Source organism: Vibrio sp. ES.051 (assembly GCF_002563795.1).
GTDB lineage: Bacteria > Pseudomonadota > Gammaproteobacteria > Enterobacterales > Vibrionaceae > Vibrio.
The window spans coordinates 256700-271891 of record NZ_PDJL01000004.1 but is presented as its reverse complement, the minus strand read 5'-3'; the positions used below and the strand labels follow the sequence as shown (position 1 = coordinate 271891).

General features: G+C 44.0%; 15 protein-coding genes and 1 tRNA gene. 5 read left to right on the top strand and 11 right to left on the bottom strand.

The genetic code is table 11. The features are described 5' to 3' along the window. Positions 1-6: 6 nt before the first annotated feature. Positions 7-477, bottom strand: a complete 471-nt coding sequence (cynS, locus tag ATG66_RS07590) for a cyanase (protein WP_098414751.1) — start codon at positions 475-477, stop codon at positions 7-9. Between the two features lie 46 nt (positions 478-523). Continuing rightward, complete coding sequence (locus ATG66_RS07585) at positions 524-1165, bottom strand: carbonic anhydrase (RefSeq protein ID WP_098415867.1); 642 nt, start codon at positions 1163-1165, stop codon at positions 524-526. Positions 1166-1272: 107 nt separating this feature from the next. Here ATG66_RS07585 and cynR point away from each other — a divergent pair, with 107 nt between their 5' ends. Beyond that, complete coding sequence (gene cynR / locus ATG66_RS07580) at positions 1273-2175, top strand: transcriptional regulator CynR (protein WP_098414750.1); 903 nt, start codon at positions 1273-1275, stop codon at positions 2173-2175. Positions 2176-2700: 525 nt separating this feature from the next. Here the strand turns inward: cynR and ATG66_RS07575 are convergent. The 4 genes from ATG66_RS07575 to istA all read right to left on the bottom strand — a co-directional run bounded on the left by ATG66_RS07575 (position 2701) and on the right by istA (position 6895). Further along, positions 2701-3861: a GIY-YIG nuclease family protein gene (locus tag ATG66_RS07575; RefSeq protein WP_098414749.1), complete on the bottom strand. Its 1161-nt coding sequence runs from the start codon at positions 3859-3861 to the stop codon at positions 2701-2703. Beyond that, a complete protein-coding gene (locus tag ATG66_RS07570; RefSeq protein ID WP_179885621.1) occupies positions 3862-4467 on the bottom strand; it encodes a hypothetical protein in 606 nt (201 codons plus the stop codon). It lies immediately after the preceding gene. Between the two features lie 168 nt (positions 4468-4635). Further along, positions 4636-5391: an IS21-like element helper ATPase IstB gene (gene istB / locus ATG66_RS07565; RefSeq protein ID WP_098413846.1), complete on the bottom strand. Its 756-nt coding sequence runs from the start codon at positions 5389-5391 to the stop codon at positions 4636-4638. Further along, positions 5381-6895, bottom strand: a complete 1515-nt coding sequence (istA, locus tag ATG66_RS07560) for an IS21 family transposase (RefSeq protein WP_143699677.1) — start codon at positions 6893-6895, stop codon at positions 5381-5383. The genes istB and istA overlap by 11 nt, the downstream gene beginning before the upstream one ends. A gap of 422 nt (positions 6896-7317) precedes the next feature. Here istA and ATG66_RS07555 point away from each other — a divergent pair, with 422 nt between their 5' ends. Continuing rightward, positions 7318-8406 carry a hypothetical protein gene (locus tag ATG66_RS07555; protein ID WP_098414748.1) on the top strand — a complete coding sequence of 363 codons (1089 nt, stop codon included), beginning with the start codon at positions 7318-7320 and terminating at the stop codon, positions 8404-8406. Positions 8407-8606: 200 nt separating this feature from the next. Here the strand turns inward: ATG66_RS07555 and ATG66_RS20820 are convergent, their stop codons facing one another. The 3 genes from ATG66_RS20820 to ATG66_RS07545 form a co-directional block, all read right to left on the bottom strand. Next, positions 8607-8768, bottom strand: coding sequence for a hypothetical protein (locus tag ATG66_RS20820; protein WP_179885613.1), 162 nt, complete (start codon positions 8766-8768; stop codon positions 8607-8609). A 217-nt stretch (positions 8769-8985) separates the two neighbouring features. Beyond that, positions 8986-9070: transfer RNA gene (locus ATG66_RS07550), tRNA-Leu, on the bottom strand. Between the two features lie 186 nt (positions 9071-9256). Next, entirely contained in the window at positions 9257-9922 is a 666-nt protein-coding gene (locus ATG66_RS07545) for an SDR family NAD(P)-dependent oxidoreductase (protein ID WP_098414747.1), read from the bottom strand. Between the two features lie 244 nt (positions 9923-10166). Between ATG66_RS07545 and ATG66_RS07540 the strand changes: the two genes are divergently transcribed. Then, positions 10167-10646: an RDD family protein gene (locus ATG66_RS07540; protein ID WP_098414746.1), complete on the top strand. Its 480-nt coding sequence runs from the start codon at positions 10167-10169 to the stop codon at positions 10644-10646. Positions 10647-10693: 47 nt separating this feature from the next. Here the strand turns inward: ATG66_RS07540 and lptG are convergent, their stop codons facing one another. Beyond that, positions 10694-11764: an LPS export ABC transporter permease LptG gene (gene lptG, locus ATG66_RS07535; RefSeq protein WP_098414745.1), complete on the bottom strand. Its 1071-nt coding sequence runs from the start codon at positions 11762-11764 to the stop codon at positions 10694-10696. Positions 11765-11767: 3 nt separating this feature from the next. Beyond that, the gene (gene lptF / locus ATG66_RS07530) at positions 11768-12868 is read right to left on the bottom strand and encodes an LPS export ABC transporter permease LptF (protein WP_098414744.1); all 1101 of its coding nucleotides are present in this window, start codon (positions 12866-12868) and stop codon (positions 11768-11770) included. 200 nt (positions 12869-13068) lie between these two features. Between lptF and pepA the strand changes: the two genes are divergently transcribed. Both pepA and ATG66_RS07520 read left to right on the top strand, forming a co-directional pair. Then, positions 13069-14577, top strand: coding sequence for a leucyl aminopeptidase (pepA, locus tag ATG66_RS07525; RefSeq protein ID WP_098414743.1), 1509 nt, complete (start codon positions 13069-13071; stop codon positions 14575-14577). Between the two features lie 114 nt (positions 14578-14691). Next, positions 14692-15141: a DNA polymerase III subunit chi gene (locus ATG66_RS07520; RefSeq protein WP_098414742.1), complete on the top strand. Its 450-nt coding sequence runs from the start codon at positions 14692-14694 to the stop codon at positions 15139-15141. Positions 15142-15192: the final 51 nt, after the last annotated feature.

Sequence of the window (15192 nt, the reverse complement as noted above, 5' to 3'; positions counted from 1 at the left end):
TACTAATTAAAAAGGTTTGTAAGGCAAAAACTTACCATCTAGCGTGACAACTGCTCGCGCCCCACCATCTGGGTCTTCCACTTTTTTAATATCCATTTTGAAGTTTATTGCACTGATGATCCCGTCGCCAAACTGTTCATGTACCAATGCTTTGAGTGTTGTACCGTACACCTGCAACATCTCGTAAAAGCGATAGATAGTAGGGTCTGACGGCAGATTATTTTCAACACAGCCTCGCAAAGGGATCATTTGTAGTAACGCTATCGCTTTCTCATCGAGCCCAAGCTTAGCACCAACCTTTTCAGCACAATCTTTTGGTAATGGTTGCTGCCCGAGCAAAGCAGCAGTAACAAAGACATCGCTTAGACCTGTGCCTTCGGCGATCTGCTCAAAAGATAGGCCTTTCTTCGCTTTCGCTTCAATAATGGTTTCAGTCAACTCACGACGAGCTGTATTTTCAACTTGTGACTGGATCATTGTTGTTTTCCTCATGTTGGTTATTAAATGACATCGATACAAAAAACTAGGTTGGAAATGCACAAACTTCAGTGTTGTCTCGCAAGGGGATAAACGTGTCAGTGCTACCATTGAAAGTCTCTATTTCTCCAGACTCAATATCGTAAACCCAACCGTGCAGAGCTAAGCGCCTCTCTTTTAAAGCCAAGCGAACCGCAGGATGGGTTTTGATATTTTCAATCTGAGCGAGCACGTTTTCTCGGATCATTGCTTCCGTGCTAGCACGCTCGTTGTTGTATTTCGTTGCTTTATGAACAATACGAGCTGAATCAGCATTTCGCAGCCAGTCATTCACCGCTGGCATGTGCTCCATACATTGACAGGTTGCAATGGCTTTCATAGCGCCACAATCTGAATGACCACATATCACTATATCCGAGACCTGCAAAGCGGCTACTGCGTACTCTATTGATGCAGAAACACCACCGGGCTCTCGTCCGTATGACGGCACAATGTTCCCGGCGTTGCGGATAACAAACAATCCACCAGGCTCACTCTGAGTCACTAGCTCAGGCACAAACCGGCTGTCAGAGCATGAAATAAACAATGTGCTCGGATTTTGCTTCATAGCCAGATTTTTAAATAACTTTGTACGCTGGGGGTACGCTTCATTCTGGAATTTAATAAAGCCTTCAATAATATTTTTCAAAAACAACTACCTCTGTCGTTGTGTTGAAGAAAATCTTATTACCTTATTGTAATAAGGTAAAAGACCAGTTTATTATCAAAGCCATAACCAAAACTTATGGAAAGAATATGATCTTAAGACATATTAAATACTTCCTTGCAGTTGCAGAGCACGGCAGCTTTACACAGGCCTCAGCCTCGATGTACGTCTCACAACCAGCGTTATCGCAACAAATCAAGCAATTGGAAGAAAATTTAGGGGTCGTACTGTTTGATCGCTCAGGTCGAAAGATCAGATTGACGGATGCCGGCGAAGTGTACGCACGTTATGCTCGTCGTTCATTGCAGGATTTAGAGGAGGGGCTCAGGGCAATTCACGACGTCGCCGATCTAAGTCGAGGTAACCTACGTATAGCGATAACGCCCACTTTCTCAACTTACTTCATCGGACCTTTGATAAAAGCATTTCACAAACGGTACCCTCATATAACCCTGAGTGTGGATGAAGTTTCTCAGGAGAAAATGGAAGAAAAGTTACTTGAAGATGTGGGGATTGCATTTGAAACGGTACAATCTTCTGGTATCGATTCTCAGCCATTACTTGTCGAAACTCTGGCATTAGTGGCCGCTCTGGATAATCCGCTGGCCAAAAAAAACACCATTAACTTAAAGTCTCTCAATGATCAGTCGCTGGTACTTCTCAATCGTGACTTTGCTACTCGTGTGCATTTAGACCAATATTTCCGCGAACACCAATTACATCCTCAGGTACAGATGGAAGCTAACTCGCTAAGTGCCGTGATCGAGATAGTACGGCATACACAACTTTCAACTCTGCTCCCCGCTAGTATCGCGGAGAATTATCAAGAGTTAAAAGCGATCCCCATAGCGCCCTCATTTCTTCAACGAACGGTGGTATTGCTACAGCGAAAAGGGGTTTATCAAACAGCAGCCACCCAAGCGCTGATTCAATTAGCCCATCAACAAATAAAAATGGATGCTTCCCTCTCTAACTCGCTTTATCACACGTAGAAACATTCATTACCATCACTAACCGCTATCTCACGATAAGCTGCTGAGCCTGTCCTCTTGGCATACTGCTCTACAAATTTGCTAAAACCGGAGGTTGTTGGCTTTACTAGGATTCCGTTGCGCACAGAATCGTCATGCGATGAAGCATATATGAACCATAGGAGAAATTTGAAGGCGGATAAAGGGAGGCAATTTTGGGAAGAAAAAAGGCGATAGCAGGAAAGCAACTTTGAGGTAAGCACCTGAAAAGTCGAATATTTTCAAAAGCCTAAAACGACGAAAGGCCGCTATAAAAGCGACCTTTCTATGTATGGTACCGGTGGGCGGACTTGAACCGCCACGCCCGAAGGCAACGGATTTTGAATTCCTCTTAAGCTCTTGTAATTAATTGCATTTAAGAGGATTTCTTTGGATATCAAGGACCATGAAATAGGATTTCATTAGATCTTTTTAGCATATATTGAGCACAGAAGAAGCTCAAAGTACTAAACCTACAAAAAAGCCCCCCGACCCTCTCTTGTTAATTCATCGCTCAACAATGCTCTGAGTAACAGTATCAAAGCGATAATTGACAATATCTCCTGTAATCAGCATTTGGATAGCTTGTTTGATACAAGGTAATGGAGCAATAAACCATTCTCTTGGAGTATGAGCAATTCCTTTATGATCAGCCACTTTCACATCTAGACACGAATTGCCAAAGAAGGTATGTAGCAACCCTTCAAACTTATTTGCTTTCATGTTGTAACATTCAAACCCCGATACAAGTTGAACTGGAGCCATAAGATATGTTGGCTCGTTCTCAGCGTTAGCTATACGTTGCTTTACTGGAGTCGTTGAATAGCCAATCTTGAAGAGGTTATTTACGTCCCTAATTTCTGGTTCTGAGCTTAGAGATTTCAAGATATAGATATAACCTGATTTTTGGTCATCTCGGGTGATATTCAACAACTCATCTAGGGCTTTATCTGACTTGTCTAGGATGCGGCGACCAGTCTCATCTTTGTACAGTTCTGTCGCTAGCGAGCGAAGAAGCATGTCAGATTCAGTACCATTCTCAAAGATCAGGTGCAAACGTGCATTGACCTTACCGTTGGTCTTCTTCCTCTCCTCCATGTCAGATACGTAACAAGTCACACCATGAAGGATGAAGAACATGCCTTGCTGGATTTGTTGCTCACCAGTAAATTGAACCGCTTCCTTTTCTCCTGCTTTAAGATCACGGTGACACTGATGAAATAGGGGTTCATATCTTTCAAAATCTTCACATTTCTTACGTTTCGCTACACGGCTAGGCATATCTAGCGTTTTCTTAACGTGTTTGAGATTGAAAATACTGTCTTCGGGCTGCTCTAAAATGCCGAGAATGTCATCCGCAAGAACGTCGTCGAGCGACTCTATTTTAGGTTCTTCAAAGCGTGGTAGTAAGTTATGAATATCATGAGCTTCTAGTGCTCGACAGTGCTGTTCATTGGAGCGGATGGACTCAAGGCTCTTACTACGCATAAGCTCAATTGGATTACCTCGATTAGCTTTTGGCTCTCTGCCATGCTTATCAAAAAAGTCATTGATTTGCTTAAACTTAGTCAATAGGTGGTCATCTGCTGTAGGAGCAGATGACTTGGGCTTTGTCTTTAAAATACCCATATTATCACTAGAGATGATGTCTTTTAGCCAATCTTCCATCTACGAAGCTCCTTGTGCTGCAGATTGTTCTTGAGCAAGTCGGCGAAGGTATATAATACACTGCGCTAGTTCACGCTCTCGCCCGTTCCTAGAGTTAATATCTGGGTGGCGACCACCGTTGGCTTTTACAAACTCTTGAACTTTAGGCCAAAGCGCAATAGCTTCTTCTTTGGTCATTTGCATTCGTGTTGATTCAATTGACTCTTGAATGAGCTTTAGAGTGTCAGTGTTAACTGATTTAGATAGTATCTCAAATGCTTTCTGGAACGGGTTAACCTGATCGATAAGGTCAATGTGTAATTCTTCGATATTGATGAACTTATCTGCCATTCTTACGAATTTTTTGCCACCTTCTTCTTTGATGTCAGAGGTAGAAATAGCTGAATCAACAACGACTCGCTGACGTATTTCCTCTACTTCTTCATTGGTCAAATCGGGATACTTCTTCTCAATTAATTTCGGAATCAGTACCGTATTGATAACCTCAGGATCATGACCAGCGGCAGATGCTTTGACGATGTTATCATCTTGAAGAATTGATGCTTTTATATCATCCAAGTCTGTTTCAACGATTTGCTTAGTACGCTTTGTGCTTGGCTCTTTCAAACCGCCAATGCTTATCACACCCGGCGGCGTAGGTTCTGTATCACCGGGGTTCTTAGCTTTGAATTTAAAGTTTGGATGTTAATTTGCACTTAAATCTGATCCACCATTTGCACTGAAAAGTGATCCACCTAAGTAAGTCTATTCTAGACTACATTTTTACGTTAGTTTCTATTTGGTTTTCTCCTTCGACTTCTTTTTTGATTCCTTAAAACGATAGCTGTCGTTACCCGTTTCAATGATGTGACAATGATGAGTCAGCCTATCCAGCAATGCCGTTGTCATCTTTGCATCACCAAACACTTTCGACCATTCTGTGAAGTTGAGATTGGTGGTAATGACGATACTCGTACGCTCGTAGAGTTTACTGAGTAAATGGAACAGCAATGTCCCACCCGCTTGGCTAAAAGGGACATACCCAAGTTCATCTAGTATGACTAAGTCGCAGCTCACTAATCGATTAGCGAGGCGGCCCACATGACCCGCTTGCTTCTCCTGCTCTAGCGTATTGACGAGTTCTATGGTCGATAGGAACCTGACCCGCATTTGATGGTGTTGTATGGCTTGTACGCCCAACGCCGTCGCTAAGTGCGTTTTCCCTGTGCCTGGACCACCAACAAGCACGATGTTTTGGCTGTCTTTGATAAACTCACAGCGATGCAGACCTCGTATTAGATACTCATCGACTGTACTCTCGCTAAAGTCAAAACCGTATAGGTCTCGATAGACTGGGAACTTTGCCGCTTTCATTTGGTAAGCGATACTGCGCACTTCACGGTCTGCTATCTCTGCTTTTAACAAGGTTTCAAGGATGGGTTGAGCTTGTTGATAAGCAGGAGAGTTTTGAGAGGCAAGTTCAACAATACTGCTAACCATGCCGTGAAGCTTGAGTGCCTTTAATGTGCTTAATAACGCTTCATTGTGCATGACGTTTTCCTCTTAATTCGTCATATCGCGACGTATCACTGGTTGGCTCGGTAACCAGTCGCAACCCTTGAGAGACGGGGACGGGTACAACTGGAGAAGGATTGAGTAAGCGGCTTAAACAGTTTATGACGTGTTGTTTTGATGGTGTGCCTGCTTCCAGTGCCATATTAATGGCTTGCTCTACCAGCTTTTCATCGTGATGAATAACCAATGACAAGATTTCGACCATTTCCTTATCGCCGCCAAGACGCTGTAATAATATTGATTGCAGGTGCTTAAAGCTCTCAGGGAGCAAGTGAAACGGTGCGCCATTACGCAGAGAGCCTGGTTTACGTTGCGCAACCAACAGGTAATGTCGCCAGTTATAAACAATGTGTGGCGGCTCATGTTTAGGATTAAAGACTCTTTGGTGCTCTGCTATGGGCTGACCTTCTGCCACCAAAACAATACTATCGGGGTAGGCGTGCAGACTCACTCGTCGGTTTGCGTAACTTGCAGGCACGGAGTATTTATTTCTGTCGAAGTTCACCAAACAGGTAGAGGAGACTCGCTTGCTTTGCTCGATAAAACCATCAAACGGCGCTGTGACTTTCATTAATTGGGAGCGCTCACTTAGCCACGTTTGCTCTATGGTCATATCACGATATTGAGGGTGTCTACGTGACTGCCAGTCCCGTAAACATTGGGCTTCAAGCCATTGATTAAGCTCTTCTAAGGTTTTCACCTTAGGAGCGCGCTGCCAGATGATAGAACGCACATCCCGCACGTTCTTCTCGATCTGCCCCTTTTCCCAACCTGCGGCTGGGTTGCAGAAGTCGGCTTCAAACAAGTAGTGACTAACCATTGTTAAAAAGCGACGATTCACTACTCGATCTTTGCCATTTTTGACCGCATCAACCGCAGTTTTCATATTATCGTAGATCCCCCGTTCTGGAACGCCTTGGAACACGCGAAAGGCATGGTTATGGGCATCAAATAACATTTCATGACTTTGAGAATAATAGGCTCGAAGGAGGAATGCGCGGCTATGACTGAGTTTGAAGTGAGCGACCTGTAGCTTGGTTTTATGGCCATTGATATAGGCCCAATTTTCGCCCCAATCAAACTGAAAGGCTTCACCAGGGGCAAACTCTAGCGGCATATACGTTCGTTTAGACGCATCGAGTTTTTGTTCTTCGCGCCATTTACGTGCAAATGAAGCGACTCTGTCATACGAGCCGCTATAGCCTAGCGGAACGAGGTCTTGAAAAAGGTTTTTGACCGTTTTGCGCTGCTTTCTCGGTCGCTTCATTTCTCGTTTTAGCCAAGAAGTCAGTAATTCTTTAAACTCGTCTAGTTTACTCAATAAATGCCGCTTTGGATAAACAGGTTCGATAGTTTGATCTTTCAAATAACGTTTAACGGTATTTCGGGATAGTCCAGTACGTCTGGCTATTTCTCTTTGCGACATTCCTTCGCGGAAATGCCAACGACGAATAACACTTAATAATGACACGTCAATCACTCCATATTCTCCTGCTAAGACTCAGCAGGATTTAGGTTAGATGATGTGGATCAGTTTTCGGTGCAAATCAGGGGGTGAAGTGGATCAGTTCTGGATGCAATTTAACACTCAGGCGTTCCCTTTACAGAATATGAGAAGTTTTGGGGCAAAGGCGTGTTTGCCCAGTTCCAAATTTGCCGAGATCAGCTTCAGCACGTCCTAGGACAAAAGCTACGTCGAGGTTCAGTTCTTCTATTTGTCTTCGGATAATTTCTGGCAAAACAACAGGCGAGAGGTCGTCATCGCTCAAATCTAACTAAGTGACTAAACTCAGCGTATCACTACACTTCAAATCAATGCAGAAGTTGAAGAATTGAAGAATTATCACTATCATCTTTGCCATTCTTCATAATATTTTCAATTAGTTAGAAGGCGATTAGAGGATGAGAAACGTTGTTAGTGACGATAAAATCAGTGATTTTCGAGACTTAGTTAACTCAAACTCTAGCTTTGTATATCAAATATACAAAGATAAAGGTGGTAAGAATCTTTTTAACCTCGTTTGCTCTGCTATGGATTGGATCTCTGTCTCTGTTCGGCACTTAGAAAATGCGCCTGAGTTTGACAAGAACATAGATAGTAGATGTATGCAGGTCTACTCTCTGATCTCTTCAATAGACCTCATTTTCGAGTCAATAAAACAACTACATCGAGTGTTTATGACTGGTAAGAAAGATCCGTTTTATGGTGAAAAGAAATGCTTCAAAGATCGCCTCTTCGCTAATGAAGATGATAATAATTACTTTAAAACTATCAGGGCGTGTTTCGGTGCTCACCCCGTAAACCTGAATCAAGAAAATTCAAAGCGTTTCGCAAGTTGGCCATTTCCAAGTCATTTCAAAACAGGCGATTTGAGTGTTCACTTGTACAGTCGAGATGTGGGTAAAGAAGACTTAACGTTAAACCTCAATATTAATGAGCTGTTGGAATTCCTCAGAATTCGATATGAGTATCTTGATGTTATTGCTGATAGGATTGAAACGCTGTTTGTTGAGTATCAAAACAAACTTTCAAAAGAAAAGATTGAGACTAAATCAGATCCTTTAGAACAACTCTATGTTCTTCGTACTGAGTCAGAAAAACGATTAGATAACGATTACTATAACAGTGAGATTGACGACCTGATTATGATTTTTGAAGCGGAAGTAACTGACGCTGACCTTGTGCTATTGGCTGATAAGTATAAAGAATCCCTCCTACCTTTGATTGAAGAGATTAAGACGAATCTTCAAGAAATGAACATCGTTGACCTAGCAAACGATAGTGAACTGAGAATAAGATCTGACCTTGATAAAGAGTTACGTTATGAACTTGGTAAGTTCTACACTTGGGTTCACGGTGGCAGATCCGATCCGCTACTCGAATACTATTTTGAAAGGTTTAACGCTTCTACTGACGGTAAGTTCAAGTTCACCAAAACTGATGACATCAAACTTACGTTTCTTAAAGCAAAGCTCATGCTAACCGAATAGTGTGAACAAATAGAGTCAACTCTTATCTTTTGCTGTTCATTACTTTTTGTATATCAAAGTTACCTGAACATCATTGTTTGAACTTTGGGTTGTAACTCATAAAGGGGCATTTCCAAGCCAGATCACTTTGTCATTAACCCCGCAAGTGACAACCATTTATCATATCCCCAACGCACTTACCACACACACCGCAAAACCGCCTAACTCAAACTGGCTTTTCGACTATCCATCGAAACGATCAGTTGTTCCATAAGGGCAAAACCAAAACCGCATAGCACCGTAAAGTCACCATGGTCGTACCATGGTTCTTCTCGCTCGAAGCCATTCGTAATACTGGCTTGTGCGACGGCTGCTTTTTGCATTTGTTGGATTTACTAGGATTCCCTTGCGCACAGAATCGTCATGCGATGAACCATATATGAACCATGGGAGAAATTTTAAGGCGGATAAAGAGAGCCTATTGGAGCGAAAAAAGAGGCAATAGCAGGAAAGAAGTTTTGAGATAAGCACTTGAAAAATCGAACATTTTCAAACACCTAAAACGACGAAAGGCCGCTATAAAAGCGACCTTTCTATGTATGGTACCGGTGGGCGGACTTGAACCGCCACGCCCGAAGGCAACGGATTTTGAATCCGTCGTGTATACCAATTTCACCACACCGGCATCTTGGGGCTTTGCCCTTCGATGATTGGCATTATACGGAAGCATTTTACCTGCGCAAGCAGAAAAGTCTTAAATAACTATCGTTTGCTGATAATTTAGCCATAAAACGTGACCAGTAGCATTAGTCGAGAGCATCGCATCATTACTCCAAAAGTACAGAACCAGAATTTCGCTTCCTAGCCAAGCTTACAACCTATTTACTGTAATATCAGAAATATAACCATTGCCAATACTCGACAAGGCATTGTGGATCATCTCTGCGGCATCTTTGGCTTGCATAAAACCGGAGGTATCCAAAGTCTTACCGCTGGTTTTCCAGAACTCTGTCGCCATTCCACCCGGATAAACTGCGATAATTTTCATCGGTTTCCCCTTCAGCTCCAAACGAACCGACTCAACCAAGCCTTTAATCGCCCACTTCACTGCACAATAAGTAGACTCTTGCGCTTTTGGTTGTTGAGCGGCAGTCGACATGATCATAACGACATTAACTGGGTGATCTTTATAGCGCTTTACTAACTCTCTCAATACATAAATCGCAGAATTCAGGTTATTATCAAGCAGCTTTTGAATCTCTTCAGGCTCCTGCTCTTCCAACAGCCCAAAATAGCCACTTCCGGCGCTATGAATCACCATTTTAGGGGGATGTGTTACACCATCAAATAAGAGTTCCACCTCTTTATGCGATGCAAGGTCACAGGATTGATACCCCATATTATTAGGCAGTGCATTGGCAAGCGCAGAAAGTTTATCTGTATCTCTCCCTGTAATATACGTTGGCTTACCTTCAGTATCATAACGTTTTGCAAGTTCAGCTCCTAAGCCGCGGCTTGCGCCTGTAATTACGATCATTTTTACCTCTCTTTTTCTTCACCTTCATTAACGCATACAAGCTTTGATGTTGAGTAGCGTAACACTTATGAGCTCACACTCTACTATCGTAATTCTTTAAGTATAAAGCGCATTTAGATGCGCATCTGCGGCAAATTATCATCCGGATTTCAACAGAAATAAGCACTCTGTGCGTTAGGTCTCTTCCCACATAGTGAGGTAGTCTATATTCTGACGCACAATTTTTAAGGTAAGTGATGGAATCATGACAACATCTACAACTCTTCAAACTGCGGGTCTCTTTCGTCGACTTGCAGCTTTGGTCTATGACACATTGATTATTATCGCGATTGAAATGATGGCTGCTGGCATTGTCATGGCTGTTGTATTTGCACTGAATGCGGCTGGGTTATTGAGTTATGGCCAATATGTGGATGCCGCAGATATGCTAGGAAAGCACCCCGTATTGAGCCCTCTATTTACGCTTTACCTCGCGGCTGTGTGGATTTTCTTCTTTGTGTTTTTCTGGACACGCGCAGGACAGACCCTCGGTATGCGCGCTTGGAAGCTTCAAGTTCGTAATGCAAAAGATGACGCACCAATTACGGTCACACAGGCCTTAATCCGTATTGCAACTTCTGGCTTTGGCTTGGCGAACCTCACTGTGCCCATTGATCCACAGAAGCGCGGCTTCCATGATATTTGGGCTAAAACAAAAGTGGTGGTATTAACTAAAGCGCAATAGCCGCCCATGAATACCAAAAGGAAGGCATTGCGCCTTCCTTGTTTGGTTTATAGCTTTCTTCTCAGCAGTGCTACCGCGATGGCTAAGAATACGAGACTCGGCGCCAAAGCTCCAAATACAGGGGATATTCCATACACCAAACTTAACGGGCCAAAGAACTCACTGGATATATAAAAAGTAAACCCTGCAACCACGCCCGACAATACCCTCGCCCCCATGGTGACACTCCGTAGCGGACCAAACACAAACGATAGTGCCATCAACATCATCACAGCAATAGAAAGTGGCTGAGTAAGCTTACGCCAAAATGCCAGCTCATAGCGTGAAGCATCTTGCTCAGATTCCTTGAGGTACGTTACGTAATCATACAGTCCACTGAGCGAGAGCTCTTCTGGCTTCACCGTGACTACGGCAAGTTTGTCCGGTGCCAGTGACGTATGCCATTCCATTTGTTCGAGGTCTTGTTTGGAAATCACGTTTTCATTTTGCATATTCGTGACTTGTACATTGCGCATCAGCCAGTTGTTGCCTTGCTGGTAGTCTACCTCTTCCGAAAAAATCACTTTTTGTAGATTTTTATCGTCATCGAAACGCCACATGTTTAGGGCGTACAGCTTGTCATCTTCGACTTTACCGATGAAGATAAAATCGTTCGCATCCCTCGCCCAAACGCCTGATCGCACTGACACAATGCTCCCACCAGAGATCGCAAAAGAACGTAAATCACGAGCCATTTTTTGTGCTTCTGGTGCCCCCCACTGACCGAGCGTCATCACGATCAGCATCAGCGGTACTGCCGTTTTTAGTACGGATAGGCCAATATCTAGTTTCGAGAAGCCTGCCGCCTGCATGACCACCAGCTCTGAGCTTGATGCCAACATGCCTAAACCAATCAGGGCGCCCAGTAAGGCTGCCATTGGAAAGAACATTTCGATATCACGTGGGACACTCAACAACACAAAATATAATGCGTGAGTCAGGTCGTAAACGCCCCGCCCAACTTTGCGCAGCTGCTCAACATATTTGATGATGCCCGACAAGCCAACAAATGTCGCCAAAACCAATGCGGTGGTAGAAATGATGGTTCTACCGATGTAAAGATCTAAGATTTTGAACACAGCTTACGCTAGCCTCTTCTTACGGAATTTGTCTTTTAATCGTCGTGCAAAAACACTGTCCATCATATTCGCCATGATAGCGACCACCAGTAATATGGCATTGATAGGCCACATACCAATTTCCGCGGGGAGATCACCATCTTCCAACGCGGATTTCGTCGCACTAATGGCTAAGAAATATGCCAAATAGATCAGAATCGCAGGGCCAATTTTGGCAAATCGTCCTTGACGCGGGTTCACCGCTGACAATGGAATCACCAACATAGTCAAGAGGGGAATGCACACAAACAGCGAGATCCGCCATTGCAATTCTGCTTGTGCTTCTGGGCCTGGGTGACCAATCAAATCGGCGGTAGGATACGCTTCCCAGTCACGGCCTTTCTGCTTAACCTCACGCTGACCAATCACGCCTTTATACTCATCAAATTGAGTGATCATATATTCAACGCGAGTTGGCACGCCTTCATAGCGCGTCCCCTCTTTCATCGTGATGATCTGGCGTCCGTCAGACAACTCTTTTACTTCACCAGAAGATGAGAACATCACGCTCGGAAGCACCGAGTCACGTGGACGCATTTGAGCAACGAACACATTACTTAACGTATTGTCTTTAATGTCATCAATGAACACAACCGATGAGCCATCAGGCGTACCTTGGAATTGACCTTTTTTCAACAAGTCAACGCTGTTTTCAGCCGCCACTTGTTCGTAAAGATGCTCAACACGATCTTGTGACCAAGGCGATAGCCATAATGCATTAAATGCCGCCACAACAGAGGTAATCAGCGCTAAATACAAGGCAGCTTGTACCAAGAACTTGTTACCAATCCCTGTCGCGTTCATTACAACGATTTCACTCTCTGCATACAGGCGACCAAACGTGATCAATATGCCGATATACAGACTCAAAGGTAGCATCAATAATCCCATTGCCGGCATATTCAAACCAACAATCGAGAAAATCAATCCAGCAGGAATATCCCCGTCAGAAGCATCAGCAAGAACACTGATGAATTTCTGGCTTACAAACACCAAAAAAAGTACGAAAAATATCGCAAATTGGCTCTTGAGTGTTTCGCGGATCAAATATCTAACAATAATCACGCTGAAATTACCTATACAAAACTTGTTTTTTTAGTCGAATCACTATAGTTTCCCGTTGAACCATTTATTTTTAAAAAAATTATAAACTAGATGTTAGTCGCTTAATCAGCTCTGCATGTAAGCTTGGAGCTAAACTTCAACAAGTAAGCGATCATTATCTAACATTTAGAGCAATTTGTCTTCAGGATGTAGGAGTACGCATGGAGTTCAGTGTAAAAAGTGGCAGTCCAGAGAAACAACGTAGCGCATGTATCGTTGTTGGTGTGTTTGAACCACGTCGCCTTTCTCCAGTAGCCGAGCAACTTGATAAAATCAGTGACGGCTACATCAGTTCACTACTTCGCCGTGGTGATCTAGAGGGTAAACCGGGTCAGATGCTGCTACTGCATCAAGTGCCAGGTGTTTTGTCAGAGCGTGTTTTACTTGTCGGCTGCGGCAAAGAACGTGAGCTTGGCGAACGCCAGTACAAGGAAATCATTCAAAAGACGATCAGCACACTTAACGAGACAGGCTCGATGGAAGCGGTATGTTTCTTGACAGAGCTTCACGTTAAGGGCCGTGATACTTACTGGAAAGTGCGTCAGGCAGTAGAAGCGACCAAAGATGGTCTATACACATTTAATCAATTTAAGAGCATTAAGCCGGAGACTCGCCGCCCACTGCGCAAACTTGTTTTCAATGTGCCGACGCGTCGTGAACTCAACTTGGGTGAGAAAGCCATCACCCACGGTCTCGCGATTTCTTCTGGTGTGAACGCATCTAAAGACCTTGGCAACATGCCACCCAACGTCGCCAACCCAGCATACCTAGCCTCTCAAGCTCGTCGTCTTGCCGACGATTACGAAACCGTAACCACCAAGATCATTGGTGAGCAAGAGATGGAAAAACTGGGCATGACGTCTTACCTCGCGGTAGGTCGTGGTTCAAAGAACGAATCAATGATGTCTATCATCGAATACAAAGGCAACCCTGACTCAGGGGCAAAACCTATCGTGCTAGTGGGTAAAGGTCTAACGTTCGATTCTGGCGGTATCTCTCTAAAACCGGGTGAAGGTATGGATGAGATGAAGTACGACATGTGTGGTGCAGCGTCTGTATTCGGTGCAATGAAAGCACTGGCGAAGCTAAACTTGCCGATCAACGTGGTTGGTATTCTCGCAGGTTGTGAAAACATGCCTGGCAGCAATGCTTACCGTCCGGGTGATATCCTAACGACAATGTCAGGTCAAACAGTAGAAGTCCTAAACACGGATGCAGAAGGCCGTTTGGTTCTGTGTGACGCACTGACTTACGTTGAGCGTTTCGAACCAGACTGCGTGGTAGACGTTGCAACGCTAACTGGTGCCTGTGTGATTGCGCTAGGCCACCACATTAGTGGCGTGATCTCTAACCACAACCCTCTGTCTCACGAACTAGTAAACGCTTCTGAGCAAGCAAGTGACCGTGCATGGCGTCTACCAATGGCAGACGAGTACCACGAGCAGTTGAAGAGCCCATTTGCGGATATGGCAAACATTGGTGGCCGTCCTGCTGGTACTATCACTGCGGGTTGCTTCCTGTCTAAGTTTGCTAAAAAATACAACTGGGCTCACATCGATATCGCCGGAACGGCGTGGAAGTCAGGCGCAGCGAAAGGCTCAACGGGCCGTCCTGTCTCAATGCTTGTCCAATTCCTTTTAAACCGTAGTGGGCAAGAGACAGAAGAATAATTTCTGAACAACATCTAAAAGGGCCGCAAGGCCCTTTTTTATTGTCCCGATATTCTTGAGCAAGAATGAGGGGTAAAATGGTCTTAGGACGAGACCGAGGCAAATGAGAAAATGATGCAAACAGCGACCTTCTACATCATCAAAGAAGACAGTCCGCAAGCCCAAACCGCAGGCTTTGAAAAGTACATCGTGTTTTTAGCTCAGCACTTTGCCCGTCAAGGCGCTAAAGTCTATCTGAACTGTCACGACAAAACCCATGCAGAGCAACTGGCGGAAGCCTTCTGGCAAATTGATGCAGATAAGTTCATGGCACATAACCTCGTAGGCGAAGGACCGAAATACGCCACTAACATAGAAATCGGCCATAACGGTGTAAAGCCAACTTGGAATCGTCAATTGGTAATTAATTTGGCGGAAAATGAGACAACCTTTGCGAACAAGTTTACAGAGGTGGTAGACTTCGTGCCCTGCGAAGAAAAAGCTAAACAACTCGCAAGAGAAAGATATAAAATTTACCGTCAAGCTGGTTATCAGCTGCAAACGATCGAAATTCATTCTCCTTAATGGTCAATCCTTATAGTTAAGGCGATCTTATTAAGATCCCTCACTTATAAA

Excerpts from the sequence above, each read along its gene's own strand:
- ATG66_RS07540 (WP_098414746.1), top strand. The coding sequence starts at position 10,167 with ATGACAACATCTACAACTCTTCAAACTGCGGGTCTCTTTCGTCGACTT.
- istB (WP_098413846.1), bottom strand. The coding sequence starts at position 5,391 with ATGCACAATGAAGCGTTATTAAGCACATTAAAGGCACTCAAGCTTCAC.
- ATG66_RS07575 (WP_098414749.1), bottom strand. The coding sequence starts at position 3,861 with ATGGAAGATTGGCTAAAAGACATCATCTCTAGTGATAATATGGGTATT.
- cynR (WP_098414750.1), top strand. The coding sequence starts at position 1,273 with ATGATCTTAAGACATATTAAATACTTCCTTGCAGTTGCAGAGCACGGC.
- pepA (WP_098414743.1), top strand. The coding sequence starts at position 13,069 with ATGGAGTTCAGTGTAAAAAGTGGCAGTCCAGAGAAACAACGTAGCGCA.
- ATG66_RS07520 (WP_098414742.1), top strand. The coding sequence starts at position 14,692 with ATGCAAACAGCGACCTTCTACATCATCAAAGAAGACAGTCCGCAAGCC.
- ATG66_RS20820 (WP_179885613.1), bottom strand. The coding sequence starts at position 8,768 with ATGCAAAAAGCAGCCGTCGCACAAGCCAGTATTACGAATGGCTTCGAG.
- ATG66_RS07555 (WP_098414748.1), top strand. The coding sequence starts at position 7,318 with ATGAGAAACGTTGTTAGTGACGATAAAATCAGTGATTTTCGAGACTTA.
- cynS (WP_098414751.1), bottom strand. The coding sequence starts at position 477 with ATGATCCAGTCACAAGTTGAAAATACAGCTCGTCGTGAGTTGACTGAA.
- ATG66_RS07545 (WP_098414747.1), bottom strand. The coding sequence starts at position 9,922 with ATGATCGTAATTACAGGCGCAAGCCGCGGCTTAGGAGCTGAACTTGCA.